Genomic DNA, 17,421 nt, shown 5'->3' on the forward strand with positions numbered 1-17,421 from the left:
GCGCCCATTTTTCCATCTCCCCTGGCGAAAGAATCACTGATCCGGCCAAACCGCCGGACCCAGCCGCCAGCCAGATGGCGAGTTTTTCAACGGAATAGGTCGAAAGCTGACCAAACCGACGCCGGCGCCGGCGCCGGTGGCAGGCATCTACGCTGTGCCCGGCGCAATCAGCCTCGGTCCCCGCGGGTCACGACCGCGGCCCGCAACCCGCCCGCAAAAAGCCATTTCCAGCCATGACGATCGGGGCTCCTGCCACTGCAGCCCAGGTCCTCAGGACTAACATGCGCACCGACGCCAGCCCGCCACCGCCTCGGGGCCGCCCCTGGGCCACGCTCCTGCTCGCCGTGGCAACGGTCGCCCTCAGCGTCCATGCCGCGGTCGAGATCAGCGGCACGTGGCTGGGCGGGGTGAGGATCGTCCAGCTCGAGCACTACGGCCTGCGCTTGGGCCACTTGCGGGATCTCGAGCCCTGGCGCCTCGTCACCGCGCAGCTGGTGCACGTCAAACAGCCGCACATGGTGGCGAACGTGTTCTGCCTGCTGTGGGTGGGCGCGGCCGTCGAGCGCCATGTGGGCGCGTGGCGCCTGCTGGTGCTCTGGCTGGTGGGTGGCTCGCTGGCCATGCTGTTGAGCTCGTACTTCGTTCCGTGGCCCTGGAACCTCGGCACCGGAGCCTCCCAGGCCGTCATGGCGATCTCGGGGGCCGGTGCCTGGCTCGGGCTGGCGGGAATCGACCGGTCGCGGGCCCTGGTCGTGCCGGTCGCCTTTTCCATCGCCCTGGCGTTCGCCATCGACATCGTGCACGTGTACTACCCCAAGCCCGGCCACGTCGCCGGCGTGCTGCTGGGCCTGCTGATGGCGCGGCTCATCGGTCCGAAACGTGAACCCGGCCCCGGTCAAACCCGCCTGCCGTCGCGCTAGGATGCGCTTACGGGGGGGTGGGATGACGGATTCTCAGGTGGTCTCGGCACAAGGCGCTTCGTGGCGGCACTGGCTGCTGCACCCCTTGTTGTTGGTGCTCTGGCTGGGCAGCTTCCTGCTGGCCGCCGCGCTCGAGCACGCGCCGCACGCCAGCCTGTGGTTCCCGCCGGCGGCGGTTACCTTCGCGGGGCTGTTCTGCGTGGGCTGGCGGGCGGTGCCGGCCCTCTTCGTCGCCTGCGTGCTGGGCACCTGGCTCACCGAGGCCTCCAACAACGCCGGCGAGGTGCGCCTGGGCGTGTTCGCGGTGTCGAGCCTCGTATTCGCGCTGATCCACACCGGGGCCTACGCCCTGCCGGCCATCGTGCTGCGAAGCATCGCGTCCAACGCGCCGGCCGAACTGACCCTGCGGGCGGTCAGCCAGTTCCTGCTGCTGGGCGCCCTGGGCGCGCTGCTGGCGGCGGTGCTCGGCACGTTTGGCCTCAGCCAAACCGAGTTGCTCGACGCCCCCGACCTGTTCGAACTCGCCGCCACCTGGTGGATCGGCGACTACGCGGCCCTGGTCACGCTCGCGCCCGTGCTCGCGCTGTTGCTGCGGCGGGTGGGCGGCGAATCCGGCGTGCGCCGCTTCCCACCCTTCGAATGGGGCACCTGGCGCTTTCCGCGCGTGGCCTCGGCGAAGCTGGCGCTGCTGCTGCTGACCACGCTGGCCATCCTGCTGGGCTACCTCGAGCTGTCCAATAGCCGCGCGCTGCTGGTGATGCTGGTGCTGCCGGTGGTGCTGCAGCTGTGGATCGTGCACACGGAGGACCTGGCGAGCAGCCATTTCGGCATGCTCGGCTTCAGCCTGCTCACGGTGGGGGCGGCGGCGGGCTTCGACGTGGGCGACGATGCGCTGGTGCTGCAGTTCGCCGCCATCAGCCTGGCCGCCAACACCTACCTGGGCCTGGCCGCGCCGGCGCTTTACGCCGCCAACAAGCGGCTGCGCGACCAGGTCAGCCACGACGGCCTGACCGGCGCGCTCAGCCGCGGCTACTTCGAGGATCTCGCGGCGCTCGAACTGGCTGCGGCGGCGCGGCGGCGCCAGCCGTGCGCGATCATCATGATCGACGTGGACGGCCTCAAGGACCTCAACGACACCCGCGGCCATGCGGCCGGCGACCTTGCGCTGCGCGAGCTGGTGGTGCGCAGCCGCGCCTGCCTGGGCGCCGGCGAGTCCATCGCGCGACTGAGCGGCGACGAATTCGCCATCTTCCTGCCGGGAGCCGACGAGGCCGGCGCCCGCGACGTCGTCCGGGCGGTCAAGCAGCGCCTGGCGGCGGGCCCGGTGCCGTCGCTCGACGTGTACGTGTCGGCCAGCTTCGGCATCGCCACCACCGCCAGTGAGCCGCCCAACCTGTCGGCGCTGCTGCAGGCCGCCGACCAGGCCATGTACGCCGACAAGCGCACCCGCCGCCGCTCGCCCTGAGCCTCGTCCCGGGCTGGCAAACTGCACCGGTGCCCCGCGTCCCTCCGCCCCTCGACGGCCTTCCGGCCAGCACCCTGCAACTGCCGCCCGGAACCTGGGCGACGGTGCTCGACGGGCTGTGCGCGCGCTTCCCCGCCGTGCCGCGGGCGCAATGGCTCGACCGGATGGCGCGCGGCCGCGTGCTGGACGACGCGGGCCGGCCGCTGGGGCCGGAGACGCCCTACCGCGTGGGACTCGAAGTGCACTACTACCGCGAGGTGGCCGACGAGCCGCGCATTCCCTTCGAGGAGGGCGTGCTGCATCTGGACGAACACCTGTTGGTGGCCGACAAGCCGCACTTCCTGCCGGTGGCGCCGTCCGGCGCCCACGTGCACGAAACCCTGCTGGGCCGGCTGATGCGCCGCACCGGCAACCGCGACCTGGTGCCCCTTCACCGCCTCGACCGCGACACCGCCGGGCTGGTGCTGTTCTCAGCGCGACCGGGCAGCCGCGCCGCCTACCAGGCGCTGTTCCGCGAGCGCCGCATCGACAAGACCTACGAAGCCGTCGCCGCGCCGCTGCCGGGGCTCGGCTTTCCGCGTGTGCACCGCAGCCGGCTCGTGCCCGGCGAGCCCTTCCCGCGCATGCGCGAAGCGCCGGGCGAAGCCAACAGCGAAACCACCATCGACGTGATCGCCCGCGGCGAAAACCACTGGCACTACGCGCTGCGGCCCGTCACCGGCCGAAAGCACCAGCTGCGCGTGCACATGGCGGCCCTGGGCGCGGCCATCGCCAACGACCCGCTGTATCCGGAACAGGCGCACCGCGCGCGGGGCGACTACGCCGCGCCGCTGCAGCTGCTGGCGCGCGCCCTGGCCTTCACCGATCCGCTCACCGGCGCGACGCGCCGCTTCGACAGCGCGCTGCGGCTCGCGTTCGCGCCGGGCTGAACCTTACTTGTCGCAGGCCGGCCAGTTCACCAGCACCAGTTGGCGCGTGGCCTCGTCGAGCGAAAGGCAGGCGGGCTTGAACTCGCTGGCGTAGCCCGGGTCCTTGGCGAGGATGGCGTTGTAGTCGGCCACCGCCTTGTCGCCCTGGCCGAGCGCCTGGTAGGCCTGCGCGCGATGGCGCAGCGCGCCGGTGTCGCCGGGCGCCAGTTCGAGCGCCTTGTCCAGGTCGGCCAGCGCCAGTTCGTGCTCGGAGCGCGCGTTGCGCATCATCCCGCGCGCCCGGTACACGGTGGCGTTGTCGGGCGCCAGCGCGATGGCCTGGCTGATGTCGGCAATGGCCTCGTCGGTCCTGCCGCCGCGGAAATGCGCGCCGGCGCGCCGCACCAGGGCATTGAGTCGCGCCGCGGCGTCCGGCTGGCCGTCCAGCACCTCGCTGCAGGCCGAAACCTGCTTGTCGAAGCCGCCTTCGCCGGACTGGCAGCGCGCCTGCGCGTCGCCCTGCTGCGCGAACGACAGGCCGGGCAGCGCCAGCAACAGGGCGCCCAGGGCGAGCGGCTTCGGGAAGGTCGGGAACATGGGTGTCACCTCGGGAGGAAGGAAGCGGGTGGCTCAGCCGGCGGCGCCGCTGCGCCGCTGCTGTGCCGCCAGGAACGCCCGCAGGCTCGCCGGCTTCACGGGTTTGGTCAAGACCGGGATGCCCAGGTCGCGGGCGGCGCGCTTGACCTCGTCGCTGCCGTCGGCGGTCACCAGCACCGCCGGCGTGTGGGGGCCGCAGACACCGCGCAGGGCCTGCAGCGCGCCGAGGCCGTCCATCTCGTCGTGCAGGTGGTAGTCGGCCACCAGCACGTCGGGGCGGTCGGCGCGCGCGGCCTCGAGCGCCGTGGCCACGGTTTCGGCCACGCGCACGTCCACGCCCCAGCGGCCCAGCAGGGCCTCCATGCCGTCGAGGATCTCGCGGTCGTTGTCCAGGCACAGCACCTTCAGCCCGTCCAGCTCGCCCTGGGTCGTGGCCGCGCGCGGCGGCGTGGCGGGCACCGCCAGGCGGGCCACCGGCACGCGGATGCCGAAGGCGCTGCCGCGGCCCGGCCACGAGCGCACCGAGATCGGGTGGTCGAGCATTCGCGACACGCGCTGGCAGATGCTCAGGCCCAGGCCCAGGCCGCGCTCGCCCCAGGGCGAGGGTTGGTCGAAGCGGCGGAACTCCTCGAAGATCTGCGCCAGGTGGTGCGGCGGGATGCCGGGGCCGGTGTCCCAGACTTCGATGTCCACGCATTCGCCGCGCCGGCGCGCGCCGATGATCACCCGGCCGTCCTTGGTGTAGCGCAGCGCGTTGGCGACGAAGTTCTGCAGCGCGCGCCGCAGCAGGCGGCGGTCGCTGCGCACCGCCAGCGGGCCCGCGTGCACGCCGAAGCGCAGCCCGCGCGCGGCCGCCAGCGGCGCGTACTGGGCGGCCACGCTGGCCACCAGTTCGTCGAGCCGGAACACCGACAGCTCGGGCTTGAGCGCGCCGGCGTCCAGGCGCGAGATGTCGAGCAGTCCGTCGAGCAGCTCCTCGGCATCACGCAGCGACACGTCCACGCGCTCGGCCAGGCGCTTCTGCTCGCCGCCCTCGTCGGCGTCGCGCAGGGCCGAGGTGAACAGGCGCGCGGCGTTGATCGGCTGCAGCACGTCGTGCGAGATCGCCGCCAGGAAGCGCGTCTTCGACAGGTTGGCCGCCTCGGCCTCGCGGGTGCGCTGGGCCACGCGCTGCTCCAGCGTTTCGTTGGCCTCGCGCAGGGCCTGCTCGGCGCGCTTGTAGTCGGTGATGTCGCTGTAGCTGGTGACGTAGCCGCCGCCGGGCAGCGGCTGGCCGCGCATCTCGATCACCTGGCCGTTGGCGCGCACGCGTTCGAACACGTAGGGCGTGCCCTCGCGCAGGTAGGCCACGCGCTTGGCCACCTGTTCCTCGACGTCGCCGGGGCCCATCTCGCCGCGCTCGGCGTTGTAGCGGATCAGCTCGGCCACCGGCCGGCCCACGTAGAGCATGCCGTCGGGGTAGTCGAACATCTGCTGGTAGCGGCCGTTCCAGGCCACCAGGCGCAGGTCGCGGTCCACCACGCTCACGGCCTGGGTCAGGTTCTCGAGCGTGGCCGAGAGAATCTCGCGGTTGAAACGCAGCTCGTGGCTGGCTTCGTCGAGCAGGCTCATCACCTCGCCCAGCTCCATGCCCGAGCCGCGCAGCGCGGTGGTCAGGGTCAGGCGCGCCGACGCGGCGCCGATGGCGCCGGCCAGCAGGCGTTCGGTGAACTGGATCAGCGCGCGGTCGGCCGACGCGCCCGGCGCGAGTTCGCGCCCCAGCGAAGCCGCGTGTTCGGCGAAGGCGCGCTTGGCGGCGCGTTCGCCGACGATGCGCGAGGCCAGGGCCAGCAGGTCGCCGGCGCTGAGCGTCACGCTCCAGCTGCCCGGCGAGGCCAGCGGCCGCGCGGCGTAAGGGTCGAGGAAGGGCGTGGCGCGGATGCGTTCCTCCAGGCTAGGCCGGTAGCGCGCCGACACCACCAGCAGCGCGCCCACGTTGACCAGCAGCGACCAGAAGGTGCCGTGGGTGATCGGATCCCAGCCGCGCAGGCCGAACAGGCTCTCGGGCTGCAGCCAGGCGATGCCCAGCGGTCCCAGCTGCAGCCAGGCGGTGTCGAACCAGCCGGCGCGCGTGAGCGTGGGCAGCAGCAGGGTGTAGGCCCAGAGCGCGAAGCCCGCCACCAGGCCCGCCATCACGCCGCGGCGGCTGGCGCCGCGCCAGTACAGGCCGCCAATGAGCGCCGGCGCGAACTGCGCCACCGCCGCGAAGGCCAGCAGGCCGAACGCCGCCAGCGACCCCGACTCGCCGGCATTGCGGTAGTAGGCATACGCCAGCAGCGCGATCGCCAGGATGGCGAAACGGCGCACCCACAGCACGCGCCGGCCCAGGTGCTCGCGGCTGCCGGCGTCGGTGAGGCGGCCGCGCCAGAGCAGCGGCATCACCAGGTCGTTGCTCACCATCGTCGCCAGCGCCACCGAGGCCACGATCACCATGCCGGTGGCGGCCGAGAAGCCGCCCACGTAGGCGGCCAGGGCCAGCGCGGTGTTGTCCATGGCCATCGGCAGCGCCAGCACGTAGGTGTCGGGCGCCACGCCCGCGTCCGACAGGAGCGCACGGCCGGCCGAAGTGATGGGCAGCACGAACAGGCAGATCACCAGCAGGTAGCCGCTGAACAGCCAGCGCGCGCGGCGCACGTCGGCCACGTCGCCGCACTCCACCACGGCCACGTGGAACTGGCGCGGCAGGCAGACGATGGCGGCGAAGGCCAGCAGGGTCTGCGCCACGAAGCCCTGGGGGATGCCCGGCGCGACGAAGTCGGCGGTGCTGGCGCGGATGCGCGCCAGCAGGTCCTCGCTGCCGGGCAGGTGGCCCAGCGCGAACACGCCCACGGCCACGAAGGCCACCAGCTTCACCAGCGACTCGAGCGCCACGGCCAGGATCATGCCGTGGTGGTGCTCGGTGGCGTCGATCTCGCGGGTGCCGAACAGGATGGCGAACAGCGCCAGCAGCAGCGCCGAATACAGCGCCGGGTCGGCCAGCACGCCGACGCTTTCGTCGCCGTTCGGGCCGGCCAGCACGTCGATGCTCATCGCCACCGCCTTGAACTGCAGCGCGATGTAGGGAATCGCGGCGATGACGGCGATCAGGGTCACCGTGGCGGCGATGTTCTGGGCGCGGCCGTAGCGCGCCGCCAGGAAGTCGGCGATCGACACCGTGCTCTGCTCGCGCGCCACCAGCACCAGGCGCTCGAGGATGCGCCAGCCGAACAGGAACATCAGGATCGGCCCGAGATAGATCGGCAGGAAGCCCAGGCCCGTGGTGGCCGCCGTGCCCACCGCGCCGTAGAAGGTCCACGACGAGCAGTACACCGCCAGCGCCAGCGAATAGATCACCGGCCGCAGCCAGCTGCGCCCCGGGTAGAGCGGCTTGCGGTCGCCCAGCCAGGCCACGCCGAACAGCAGGCCCACGTAGGCCACCGACACCAGCAGCAGGATCCAGCCTGCGACCACGACCCCTCCTTGCCGTGAAAGCGCGACCGGCCGAGTGTAGCCTCCGCCGCCGGCCGCGGCCTTCGACCAAAGTCGAATCCGCCCGGCCGCTGACGCCGGCCCCGCGCCGTGTCAGGCTGGCGCCATGGCCACCCCGGTGCCCGGACTGGACCTCGATTCGCCGCCCTTCGACCTGCTCGACGCGGGCCAGAAGCAGCGCCTGGCCGCGGCCGTGGACCTGGCCTACCACCCGGCCGGCACGCGCATCATCGAGGCCGGCGAGCCCTCGGGCCACGTGCAGGTGATCCTCAAGGGCGCGGTGCAGGCCTTCGACGGCCGCGGCGCCGACAGCACGCGTTTCGCCGACTACGGCCCGGGCGACCTGTTCGGCGCCTTCGCCGTCATCGCCGGTCGCGCGCGGCACCGCTACGAAGCGGTGCAGGACACGGTGTGCTTCCTGCTGCCGGCGGCCACCTTCCATGCGCTGCTGGCCGAGAACCCGCGCTTTGCGGCGTATTTCCACGAGGCGCTGTCGGTCAAGCGCAAGCTGCTGGCCGAGCAGCAGCAGCCCGGCGAGCTGGGCCGGCTGATGCTCACCCGCGTGGCCGAGGCGCAGCTGGCGCCGGTGCACGAAGTGCCGGGCACCACCGGCATCGCCGACGCCGCGGCGCGGCTGCGCGAGCAGCGCGTGGACTGCCTGCTCGTGGCCGGCGACGCCGGTCCCGGCATCGTCACCCGCACCGACCTGCTCGATGCGCTGGCCCTGCGCGGCCTGCCGCGCGACTTCCCGGTCGGTCCGCTGGCCAGCCGGCCGCTGCTGTCGGTGCGCGCCGACGCGGTGCTGTTCCAGGCCCTGGTGAGCATGACCGAGCACCACGTCGAGCGCGTGGTCGTGGTTGATGCCGAAGGCGCCGCACTGGGCACGCTGGGCATGGCCGAGGTGCTGGCGCACTACGCCTCGATCTCGCACCTGATCAGCCTGCGCCTGGCCCGCGCGCAAACCGTGGAAGAGATCGCCGACGCCGCCCGCGGCATGACCGACCTGGTGCGCCAGCTGCACGCCCAGGGCGCGAAGATGAGCTACCTGATGGAAATGGTCAGCGCGCTCAACAGCCGCATCCTGGCGCGGGTGTTCGCGCTGTGCGTGCCGGCGGAGCACCACGACAAGCTGTGCCTGCTGGTGCTGGGCAGCGAGGGCCGCCGCGAGCAGATCCTAAAGACCGACCAGGACAACGCGCTGGTGCTGGCCGATGGTTTCGACTGGCCCGGCCTGCCCGCGGCGATGGACGCCTTTTCCGCGGCGCTCGCGCAGATCGGCTATCCGCCCTGCCCGGGCCGGGTGATGGTGAGCAACCCGCACTGGCGGCTGGGCGCCAGCCAGTGGCGCGAGCGCATCGGCCAGTGGGCGCGCGTGGCCGACGGCCAGACCGCGCTCGACCTGGCCATCACCCTCGACGCGCGCCCCGTGGCCGGCAACGCCGCGCTCTTCGAGGCGTTGCGACCGGCGGTGCAGGCGCTGGGCCACGACGCCATCGGCCTGAAGTACCTGGCCGAGGCCACGCTGAGCAAGGGCAATCCACTCACCTGGCTGGGCCAGGTGCGCGAGCACGGCGGCCGCGCCGACCTCAAGCGCGGCGGCGTGTTCCCGCTGGTGCACGGCCTGCGCGTGCTGGCGCTCAAGCACGGCATCGCGCACCGCAACAGCTTCGACCGCTGCGCCGCGCTGGTTTCCGCCGGCGCGCTCGACCGCGAGCTGGGCCGCGACGTGCCGCAGGCGCTGGCGGTGCTGATGCGCCTGCGCCTCGGACAGCAGCTGGCCGACCTCGACGCCGGCCAGCCGGCCTCCAACGGCGTGGACGTGGCGGCGCTGCGCCGGCTCGACCGCGAATTGCTGCGCGACGCGCTGCGCGTGGTCAATGCGTTCAAGGACCACGTGGCCGATGCCTTCCACCTCGGGGGCTAGGCCATGAATCCGCTGCGCCGCTGGTGGCTGCGCCGGCGCCACGGGGGCGGCGAATGGGGCGCGCTGTTCGGTCCGGCCCCGGCCGGCGAATGGGTGTCGCTCGACCTCGAGACCACCGGCCTGGACACCCGCCGCGACGCCATCCTCAGCCTGGCCGCGGTGCCGGTGCGCGGCGGCCGCGTGGTGCTGGCCGAACGCTTCGAAACCCTGGTGCACCCGGGCCGCGCCTTCGACATCGAGTCGATCCGCCACCACCGGCTCACGCCCGCCGACGTGGCCGACGCACCGCCGCTGCGCGCCGTGCTGCCCGGCTTCCTGCGCTGGCTCGGGCCGCGCACCCTGCTCGGCCACCACCTGGCCTTCGACACGGCGATGCTCGACGGGCCGATGCGCGTGGTGCTGGGCTTCGCGCTGCCGAACCGGCGCGCCGAGCTCGGCCAGGCCTGGCTCGACCACCGGCGCCTGGCCGACCCGCACGCGCAAGTGGACCTCTCGCTGGACGCCATCGCCGGCGAACTGGGCGTGCCGGTGATCGCCCGCCACACCGCGCTGGGCGACGCCACCACCGTGGCACTGTGCTGGCTGGCCCTGCAGGCCCGCGCCAAATGAACGCGCGGCGTGGACACGCGCCGCAGGCAGCGGTCAGAATCAGGCCATGCGCCTGACTGTTTCCGCCGAACGCAGCCTGCCCTGCACGCCCGACGTCGCCTTCGAGCTGGCGACCAACCCCGACAAGTTCCCGGCCTACTTCACCGGCTTCGGCCCGGTACGCGGCGTCAGCGGCATCCGCCTGCATTCCGAGCTCGCGCGCGGCAGCCAGCGGCGCGTGCACCTGGTGGATGGCACGGTGCTCACCGAGCGCGTCACCGAGCACGACCCGCCGGTGCGGCACGGCTACACCCTCACCGGCTTCAGGCCGCCGATGGCCTGGCTGGTGGAGAAGGGCGAGGCGATGTGGAGCTTCGCCGGCCACGAATTCGGCGCGCGCGTGCGCTGGGACTACGAGTTCACCCTGGCGCGGCCCTGGCTGGCGCCGGTGGCGGCGATCGTGCTGCACCTGTTCATGCGGCGGGCGATGCATCGCTGCCTGAAGAACATGAAGCGGTCGCTGGAATCGGCGGTGGCTGCGGCGTCCTGAGGGTTTGCTCGGGCCTGAAGGCCCTCCCACCGTCGGGTTGACCGATATCAAGGGGCGCGGCGGCGCGGGGAACTAGGCTGGAAGCCCCCGATGGGAGGCTTGCCTGCCATGCCCGAGGTCGCGCCACCCGTTTCGCCTGCGTCCGATGCGCCGCCGATCGGCGACGCGCTGCGTGCCTTCGCGCTCGACGAGCTGGCCAACGCCGCGCGCCAGCTGGCCCGCGAGGGCGGCGAGCGGCATGCCGGCATCCACCAGGCGCGCAAGTCGCTGCGCCGCGTCCGCGCCACGCTGGCCCTGGCCCGGCGCGCGCTGGGCGAGCCGGGACGCCAGCTCGACGGGGACATCGCCGGCCTGTGCCGCGGCCTGTCGGCGCTGCGCGACGGCCAGGCCTTGGTCGAGGCGCTCAAGCGCCTGGACCCCGCGGAATCGCCGGCACTGCAGGCGCTGCTGCCGCAGGCGATCGAACTGGCCAAGGCGCGGCGCGAAGCCCTGTTGCAGCGGGCGCTGGCCCGGGAACCCGACCTTGCCCGGCGACGCCAGCGCATCCAGGGCTTCGCCCGGCGCCTGGCCCGGCTGCCCTGGGACGAGGTGCGCGGGAAGCGCGTGGCCCGCGCCATCGCGCGCAGCGAGCGCCGGCTGGACAAGGCGCGGGCGCGCGTGGCGCGCCAGCCCGGACACGACGAGCGCTGGCACGTGCTGCGCCGCCTGCGGCGCCTGCGCCAGCAGGACCACCTGCTGCTGGCGCTGGCGTCGGACCTTAGGCCGGTCGCGGGCGTGCCGCTGGACGAGGCGACAATGCTGGGCGAGGCCCAGGACGATGTGCTGCTGCTGCGCCACTGCGGCTCGCGCTCGCCGTTTCCGCCGGCGCTGCGGCGCGAGCTTCGCGCCGTGGCGCGCGAGCGCCTGCGGCGCGTGCGCGAGGCCGTGGCCGCCGCCTGAGCGGTCCGGGGGTTCAGTGCGCGCCGGCGCTGGTATCGGCCGGGGCGAACCGGGTCGACCACAGCGGCGTCGGCAGGCGTTCGGCGCCCACCAGCACGCTGCCGGGCGTGGCCGAGAGCGCCATCGCCTCGGCCTTGCGCAGCGCCGGCATCGGCACCGCTTCCGGCGCACGTGCCAGCACCGCCGCCCAGGTTTCGCCGGGCGTGCGCTGCCAGCGGTAGAGGCCGCCGTAGCTGAGCACCATCAGTTCGCGGCCGGCCACGTCGAGGTCCAGGCCGGTGACGTCGCCGTCGATCACGCCCTCGGGCGGGGAGCCCAGGTATTCGGCCATCGCCACCTCGTCGGAGTGGCGCGCCGACAGCGGCACGCGGTAGAGGCGCACCGGGTTGTCGCGCTTGCTCAGCACCAGCAGGTCGCCGGCGGCGGCATCGACGGCGATGCCCTCGGCATCGCGCGGGCCGTCGGGGTAGCGGAAGCGGATCGACCACGCCACGCGCGCGGAGTCGTCGCCGCGCGCCGGCTCGGCCAGGGCGTGCACGACCACGTCGTCGCGCCGGCCGCGGTTGTCGCCGACGTCGCCCACCAGCAGCCAGTGCTGCCCGCCCTCGCGCCAGGTGGCCAGGGATTCGGTGTCGGTCCACCAGGTGCCCGACACCCAGACGCGGCCCAGCGAGCGGCCCTGTTCGTCCATGCGATAAAGCCGCGGCAGGCTGCCACTGTCGTTGATGCTCCACAGCACGCCGGGATCGCGCGCCGAGGCCACCAGGCCGCTCATCTCGCTCAGCCCGGTGTCCTCGACCCAGTGCGCCCCGGCGGGCGGCGGCGGCAACGGGTCGGCGCCGCAGGCCGCCAGCAGGACGACCGGCAGCGCCGCCGCGCCGCGAAGCCATTGCCGCGATGCGGTCATGCTCAGTCGTCCTGGTCCGGGCGCACGGAGACGATGCGGCCGTCGTAGGCGCTGATGCGCAGCTCGACCTGCATGCCGCCGGCGTCATAGGCGTCGGCCTCCCACAGCGCGCCTTCGCGGTCGATGTCGTGCACGCGCTGGTAGCCGGCGGCTTCGACGGCGGCCAGGACGGCGGACAGCTCGAGCACCGGGCGGTTGGCGATCGGGTCGAAGACTTCGCCGGTGGCCGGGTCGACCTTCACTTCGCCCCAGCGACCGTTGTCGCGACGGACCTCGGCCTCCCACAGGCCGTCGTCGAACTCGATTTCGCGCACGTCGCTGTAGCCAGCGGCGCGCAGCGCCTGCAGGGCATCGGCGGTGGCCGGCATGGCGGGCTGGGCGAAGGCCGGGGCGGCGGCGACCAGGGCGATAAGCAGGAAACGGGATGCTTTCATGGTGGGTTCCTCGGGTGGGTGTGCCGCCAGTTTCCGCACGCGTCCTAACACCACGGTGATCGCCCCGTTCACAATCGGGTTAATGCTTTTCGGCATCCTCGTGCCCATGCGCGCCTTCATTGCCCTGCTGGTGTTGGTCCTTGCCGCCGGCCTGGCCTGGGCGTGGCTGCGCGAGGCGCCGGCCGCGTCCGCGCCGCCGGCGCCGGTGCGCACGGACGGCGTGGAGACGCTGCCCGAGCGCGACCACGAACGCGTGCGCGCGGCGGTCGCCCGAGGCGAAATGGTGCCGCTGTCGCTCATCCTGGCCGACGCCCTGCGCCGTTACCCCGGCACCGTGCTGGAAGTGGAACTCGAAGGGCATGAATACGAGGTGGAGATCCTCGGCGCCGACGGCGTAATCATGGAACTCGAGTACGACGCCCGCACCGGCGCGCTGCTGGAGGTCGAGGTGGACGACTGATGCGCGTGCTGCTGGCCGAGGACGATGCCGAGCTCGCGCGCCAGCTGTCGTCGGCCCTGGCCGCGGCCGGCTTCGCCGTGGACCATGCCGCCGACGGCGCCGACGCCGAGTTCCGCGGCCAGACCGAGGATTACGACGCCGCCGTGCTCGACCTGGGCCTGCCGGGCATGGACGGCCTCTCGGTGCTCGATGCCTGGCGCGCCAACGGCCGCCGCCTGCCGGTGCTGGTGCTCACCGCACGCGGCCGCTGGCACGACAAGCTGGCCGGCTTCGACGCCGGCGCCGACGATTACCTGGTCAAGCCCTTCCCGGTGGAAGAACTGGTGCTGCGCCTGCGCGCCCTGGTGCGCCGCGCCAGCGGCCACGCGCATCCGCGCATCGCCCGCGGCGCGCTGGTGCTCGACGACAACGCCGGCCGCTTCCTGCTCGACGAACAGCCGCTGTCGCTGACCGCGCAGGAACACCGCATCCTGGCCTACCTCGTGCACCGCGGCGAGGCGGTGGTCAGCCGCACCGAACTTGGCGAGCACGTTTACGAGCAGGGCTACGACCCGGATTCGAACGTGCTCGACGTGCTGATCGGCCGCATCCGCCGCAAGATCGGCGCCGAACGCATCGTCACCGAGCGCGGCAAGGGCTTCCGCCTGGTGTCGCTGCCGTGAGTTTCCGGCGCTCGCTGCGCCTGCGCCTGCTGGCCACCGGCGTGGCCGGCGTGGCGGTGGCCTCGCTGCTGGTGGCGCTGTGGCTGGGCCAGGCGTTCCGCGAAGCCTCCGAGCGCGCCTTCGACCGCGAGCTCGACGACGAGCTGCGCACCCTGGTGGCGATGGGCGAGGTCGATGCCCGCGGCCGTTTCGTGCTCGAGTCCGAGCCCGAGGACCACCACTATTCGCAGCCCTATTCGGGCCATTACTGGCGTGTGGTGGCCGGCGACCGCCAGTTCCAGTCGCGCTCGCTCTGGGACGCGGGGTTCGAGCCGGCGCTGCCCAGGCGCGCCGGCCCGGCGCGCACGGTCGAGCTGCCGGGTCCGCGCGATGCGACGCTGCGCGTGCTGGTGCAGGCGGTGGATTACCCGGGCCATGCGGGACCGGTGGTGTTCATGGTGGCGGCCGACCGCGCGCCGCTGGAGGCCGAGGCCGCCGACTTCCGCCTGCTCGCCGGCGGCACCGTGGCGCTGGTGGCGGTGTGCCTGCTGGGCCTGCTGGCGCTGCAGGCGGGCTTTGCGCTGCGTCCGCTCAATCGCCTGGCCGACACCGCCGGGCGCGTGCGCCGCGGCGAGTCGGCGCGGTTTCCCGAGCAGGGCCTGCCCAGCGAGGTCGAACCGCTGGCGCGCCACCTCAACGAACTGCTCGACCACCACGAGCGCTCGGTGCAGCGTGCGCGCACCGCCGCGCAGGACCTGGCGCATGCGCTCAAGACCCCGCTCACCGTGCTCTCGCTCGAGGCCCAGCGCCCCGGCGCGCGCACCGCCGAGGTGCTTCGCGAACAGGTGGCGCGCATGCGCCAGTCGGTGGACCGCCACCTGGGCCGCAGCATCACGGCCGACCAGCGCGCGCGCACGCCGGTGGCGCCGGTGGCCGACGCGCTGCTGGCGCTGATGGCGCGCGTGCACGGCGGGCGCGGCATCAGCTTCGAGCGCCTGCCCGGCGGCGACGAGGCGGTCTTCGCCGGCGGCCGCGAGGACCTGGAGGAAATGCTGGGCAACCTGCTCGACAACGCCGGCAAGTTCGCGCACGCCCGCGTCGCGCTGGTGGTCTCGCGGGAGAACGGCGCGCTGGTGCTGGAAGTGCGCGACGACGGCCCGGGCCTGCCCGCCGACGCCGCGGCCGACGTCACCGAGCGCGGCGTGCGCCTGGACGAGCGCAAGCCGGGCTCGGGCCTGGGCCTGGCCATCGTTCGCGACATCGCCGAGGGCTACGGCGGCGCGCTGGAGCTCGCCGACGGCGGGCCGGGCCTGCGCGCGCGGCTGCGCCTGCCCGCCGGCGGCTCGCCCTGCTGACGCCGCGGTTACGCCGGGGCGCTTACCATCGCGGCGTGGACTTTCCCCTTCGCAAACCGCTGGCGCTCGCGCTCGCACTGGCGCCCGCCCTCGCGGCCGCCGGGGCGCCGCCGGCCGTGCTCGACCCCGTGGTCGTCACCGCCACCGCCGGCGAGCGCCCGCGCAGCCAGGTGCCGGCCGCCGTGGACGTGATCGACGGCGAGGCGCTGCGCCTGGCCCGTCCGGCGCTCAGCCTGGCCGAGGCGCTGCCGCGCGTGCCCGGCGTGGTCGTGCGCGACCGCCAGAACCAGGCCCAGGACCTGCAGCTGTCGATCCGCGGCTTCGGCGCCCGCGCCAGCTTCGGCGTGCGCGGCCTGCGCCTTTACAGCGACGGCATCCCGGCCACGATGCCCGACGGCCAGGGCCAGGTGTCGCACTTCGCGCTCCCGGCCGCCGAGCGCATCGAGGTGCTGCGCGGGCCGTTTTCGGCCCTGCACGGCAATGCCTCGGGCGGCGTGGTGTCGGTGACCACGGCGATGCCGGCCGGCGCGCCGCGGACCGAAGTCGAAGGCCTGGGTGGCGCCGACGGCTTGTGGCGCCTGGGCGCCAGCTGGGCCGGCAGCCTGGACGAGGACGACCGCCACCGCCTGCGCGTGGACTGGCAGCGCGCCGCCGCCGACGGCTACCGCGAGCACTCGGCCTGGCAGCGAGACGCCGCGCAGCTGGCCTGGCGTGCGCAGTTGCCGCAGTCGGGTGAACTTCGCCTGCTGGCCAACCACCTCGAACTCGAGGCCGACGATCCGCAGGGCCTGACGGCCGCGCAGCTCGCCGGCAACCGCCGCGCCGCCAGCGCCGGCGCGCTGCAGTTCGACACCCGCAAGACGGTGTCGCAGCAGCAGCTGGGCGCGCGCTGGCGGCAGCCGGTGACCGGGGCGCACGAACTGTCGCTGTCCGCCTGGACGGGTCGACGCCAGACCTTCCAGGTGCTCTCGGTGCCCGTGGCCGCGCAGGCCAGCCCGGGCTCGGGCGGCGGCGTCATCGACCTCGACCGCGATTACGCCGGCGCCGACCTGCGCTGGCAGTGGCAGCCGTCGGACGCGCTCACGCTCACCGCCGGTGCGCTCCACGAGCGCGCTGAAGAAACGCGCCGGGGCTTCGAGAACTTCATCGGCGGCCAGCTGGGCGTGGTCGGCGCGCTGCGCCGCGACGAGGACAACCGCGTCACCGGCGACGATGCCTACGCGCAGCTCGACTGGGCGCTGGCCGAACGCTGGCGCCTGGGCGCCGGCCTGCGCCACAGCCAGGTGCGCTTCGCCTCGCGTGATCGCTACGTGCGCCCCGGCAATCCCGACGACAGCGGCGCGCTGCGCTACTCGCGCACGACGCCGGTGCTGGGCCTGCTGTTCGCCGGCGGCGAGGACTGGAGCGTCTACGCCAACGCCGGCACCGGCTTCGAAACGCCCACCTTCGCCGAGCTGGCCTACCGCAGCGACGGCGGCAGCGGCCTGAACGAGGCGCTGCGGCCCGCGCGCAGCCGCCACGTCGAGCTCGGCGCGCGCGGCGCCACGGCGGCGCTGCGCTGGGACGTGGCGCTGTTCCAGGCGCGCACCGAGGACGAGCTGTTCGTGCTCTCCAGCCTCGGCGGCCGCAGCGTGTTCGGAAATGCCGGCCTCACGCGCCGGCGCGGCGCGGAGTTCTACTTCGAAGCGCAGCTGGCCCCGGACTGGCGCCTGGCCGCCAGCGGCACCTGGCTCGACGCGCGCCAGCGGCGCGATGTCTGCACGACGCCGGCCTGTGCGCCCGGACAGCGCCGCCTCGTCGCCGGCAACCGCCTGCCCGGCGTGGCCGAACGCTCGGCCTGGGCCGAGCTGCGCTGGGATGCGGGCGAGGCCACGACCGCGCTGTTCGAGGCGCGTGCCACCAGCGGTTATTTCGCCGACGACCTCAACACGGCGCGCGCGCCCGGCCACGCCCTGCTGGGCCTGGGTGTCGAGCACCGCTTCGGCCGCGGCCAGCGCTTCACCGCCTGGGCCCGCGTGGACAACCTGCTGGGCCGCGAAACCATCGGCTCGGTCATCGTCAACGAAGCCAACGGCCGCTACTTCGAGCCGGCGCCGGGGCGCACGCTGATGCTCGGCCTGCGCTTGTCCCTGTAGGAGCAACTGTCTTGCTCAGGCCGGGTGGACCCTCCAGTCGGTCTGATCCCTGATCATGGCGTTCAGGCGGATTGCCAGGATGCGCATGCAG

The 17,421-nt window shown here is 73.6% G+C and carries 15 protein-coding genes; 11 read left to right on the forward strand and 4 right to left on the reverse strand.

Features of this window, described 5'->3' with window-relative positions; all coding sequences use genetic code 11:
- Positions 1-281 precede the first annotated feature (281 nt).
- The 3 genes from ABS41_RS13400 to ABS41_RS13410 are packed head-to-tail and all read left to right on the forward strand — an operon-like array spanning position 282 to position 3,314.
- The gene (locus ABS41_RS13400; RefSeq protein WP_290595126.1) at positions 282-920 is read left to right on the forward strand and encodes a rhomboid family intramembrane serine protease; all 639 of its coding nucleotides are present in this window, start codon (positions 282-284) and stop codon (positions 918-920) included.
- A gap of 22 nt (positions 921-942) precedes the next feature.
- Positions 943-2,385 (forward strand): diguanylate cyclase, encoded by a 1,443-nt coding sequence (locus ABS41_RS13405; protein ID WP_290595127.1) that lies wholly within the window; start codon positions 943-945, stop codon positions 2,383-2,385.
- Positions 2,386-2,414: 29 nt separating this feature from the next.
- The gene (locus ABS41_RS13410) at positions 2,415-3,314 is read left to right on the forward strand and encodes a pseudouridine synthase (RefSeq protein WP_290595128.1); all 900 of its coding nucleotides are present in this window, start codon (positions 2,415-2,417) and stop codon (positions 3,312-3,314) included.
- A 3-nt stretch (positions 3,315-3,317) separates the two neighbouring features.
- On the opposite strand, the gene ABS41_RS13415 is transcribed toward ABS41_RS13410, so the two are convergent.
- Both ABS41_RS13415 and ABS41_RS13420 read right to left on the reverse strand, forming a co-directional pair.
- On the reverse strand, positions 3,318-3,890 hold the full coding sequence (locus tag ABS41_RS13415) for a tetratricopeptide repeat protein (RefSeq protein ID WP_290595129.1): 573 nt from the start codon (positions 3,888-3,890) through the stop codon (positions 3,318-3,320).
- A gap of 33 nt (positions 3,891-3,923) precedes the next feature.
- Positions 3,924-7,379, reverse strand: a complete 3,456-nt coding sequence (locus ABS41_RS13420; RefSeq protein WP_290595130.1) for a PAS domain-containing hybrid sensor histidine kinase/response regulator — start codon at positions 7,377-7,379, stop codon at positions 3,924-3,926.
- A 124-nt stretch (positions 7,380-7,503) separates the two neighbouring features.
- Between ABS41_RS13420 and ABS41_RS13425 the strand changes: the two genes are divergently transcribed.
- The 4 genes from ABS41_RS13425 (at position 7,504) to ABS41_RS13440 (ending at position 11,398) form a co-directional block, all read left to right on the forward strand.
- Positions 7,504-9,321 (forward strand): DUF294 nucleotidyltransferase-like domain-containing protein, encoded by a 1,818-nt coding sequence (locus ABS41_RS13425; protein WP_290595131.1) that lies wholly within the window; start codon positions 7,504-7,506, stop codon positions 9,319-9,321.
- Positions 9,322-9,324: 3 nt separating this feature from the next.
- The gene (locus tag ABS41_RS13430; protein ID WP_290595132.1) at positions 9,325-9,930 is read left to right on the forward strand and encodes an exonuclease domain-containing protein; all 606 of its coding nucleotides are present in this window, start codon (positions 9,325-9,327) and stop codon (positions 9,928-9,930) included.
- A gap of 46 nt (positions 9,931-9,976) precedes the next feature.
- A complete protein-coding gene (locus ABS41_RS13435) occupies positions 9,977-10,459 on the forward strand; it encodes an SRPBCC family protein (RefSeq protein ID WP_290595133.1) in 483 nt (160 codons plus the stop codon).
- Between the two features lie 90 nt (positions 10,460-10,549).
- Positions 10,550-11,398 (forward strand): CHAD domain-containing protein, encoded by an 849-nt coding sequence (locus tag ABS41_RS13440; RefSeq protein ID WP_290595134.1) that lies wholly within the window; start codon positions 10,550-10,552, stop codon positions 11,396-11,398.
- 13 nt (positions 11,399-11,411) lie between these two features.
- On the opposite strand, the gene ABS41_RS13445 is transcribed toward ABS41_RS13440, so the two are convergent.
- Both ABS41_RS13445 and ABS41_RS13450 read right to left on the reverse strand, forming a co-directional pair.
- Entirely contained in the window at positions 11,412-12,305 is an 894-nt protein-coding gene (locus ABS41_RS13445; protein WP_290595135.1) for an SdiA-regulated domain-containing protein, read from the reverse strand.
- A gap of 2 nt (positions 12,306-12,307) precedes the next feature.
- Positions 12,308-12,739, reverse strand: a complete 432-nt coding sequence (locus ABS41_RS13450; RefSeq protein WP_290595136.1) for a PepSY domain-containing protein — start codon at positions 12,737-12,739, stop codon at positions 12,308-12,310.
- A gap of 82 nt (positions 12,740-12,821) precedes the next feature.
- Here ABS41_RS13450 and ABS41_RS13455 point away from each other — a divergent pair, with 82 nt between their 5' ends.
- From ABS41_RS13455 to ABS41_RS13470, 4 genes are read left to right on the forward strand one after another with little or no spacing between them, the layout of a single operon-like run.
- Complete coding sequence (locus tag ABS41_RS13455; protein ID WP_290595137.1) at positions 12,822-13,199, forward strand: PepSY domain-containing protein; 378 nt, start codon at positions 12,822-12,824, stop codon at positions 13,197-13,199.
- Entirely contained in the window at positions 13,199-13,861 is a 663-nt protein-coding gene (locus ABS41_RS13460; RefSeq protein ID WP_290595138.1) for a response regulator transcription factor, read from the forward strand. Before ABS41_RS13455 ends, ABS41_RS13460 begins: the two co-directional genes overlap by 1 nt.
- Entirely contained in the window at positions 13,858-15,195 is a 1,338-nt protein-coding gene (locus ABS41_RS13465; protein WP_290595139.1) for a HAMP domain-containing sensor histidine kinase, read from the forward strand. Before ABS41_RS13460 ends, ABS41_RS13465 begins: the two co-directional genes overlap by 4 nt.
- A gap of 35 nt (positions 15,196-15,230) precedes the next feature.
- Positions 15,231-17,330: a TonB-dependent receptor gene (locus ABS41_RS13470; protein ID WP_290595140.1), complete on the forward strand. Its 2,100-nt coding sequence runs from the start codon at positions 15,231-15,233 to the stop codon at positions 17,328-17,330.
- Positions 17,331-17,421 lie beyond the last annotated feature (91 nt).

The sequence above is a fragment of the Arenimonas sp. SCN 70-307 genome, from assembly GCF_001724815.1.
Lineage (GTDB): Bacteria > Pseudomonadota > Gammaproteobacteria > Xanthomonadales > Xanthomonadaceae > Arenimonas.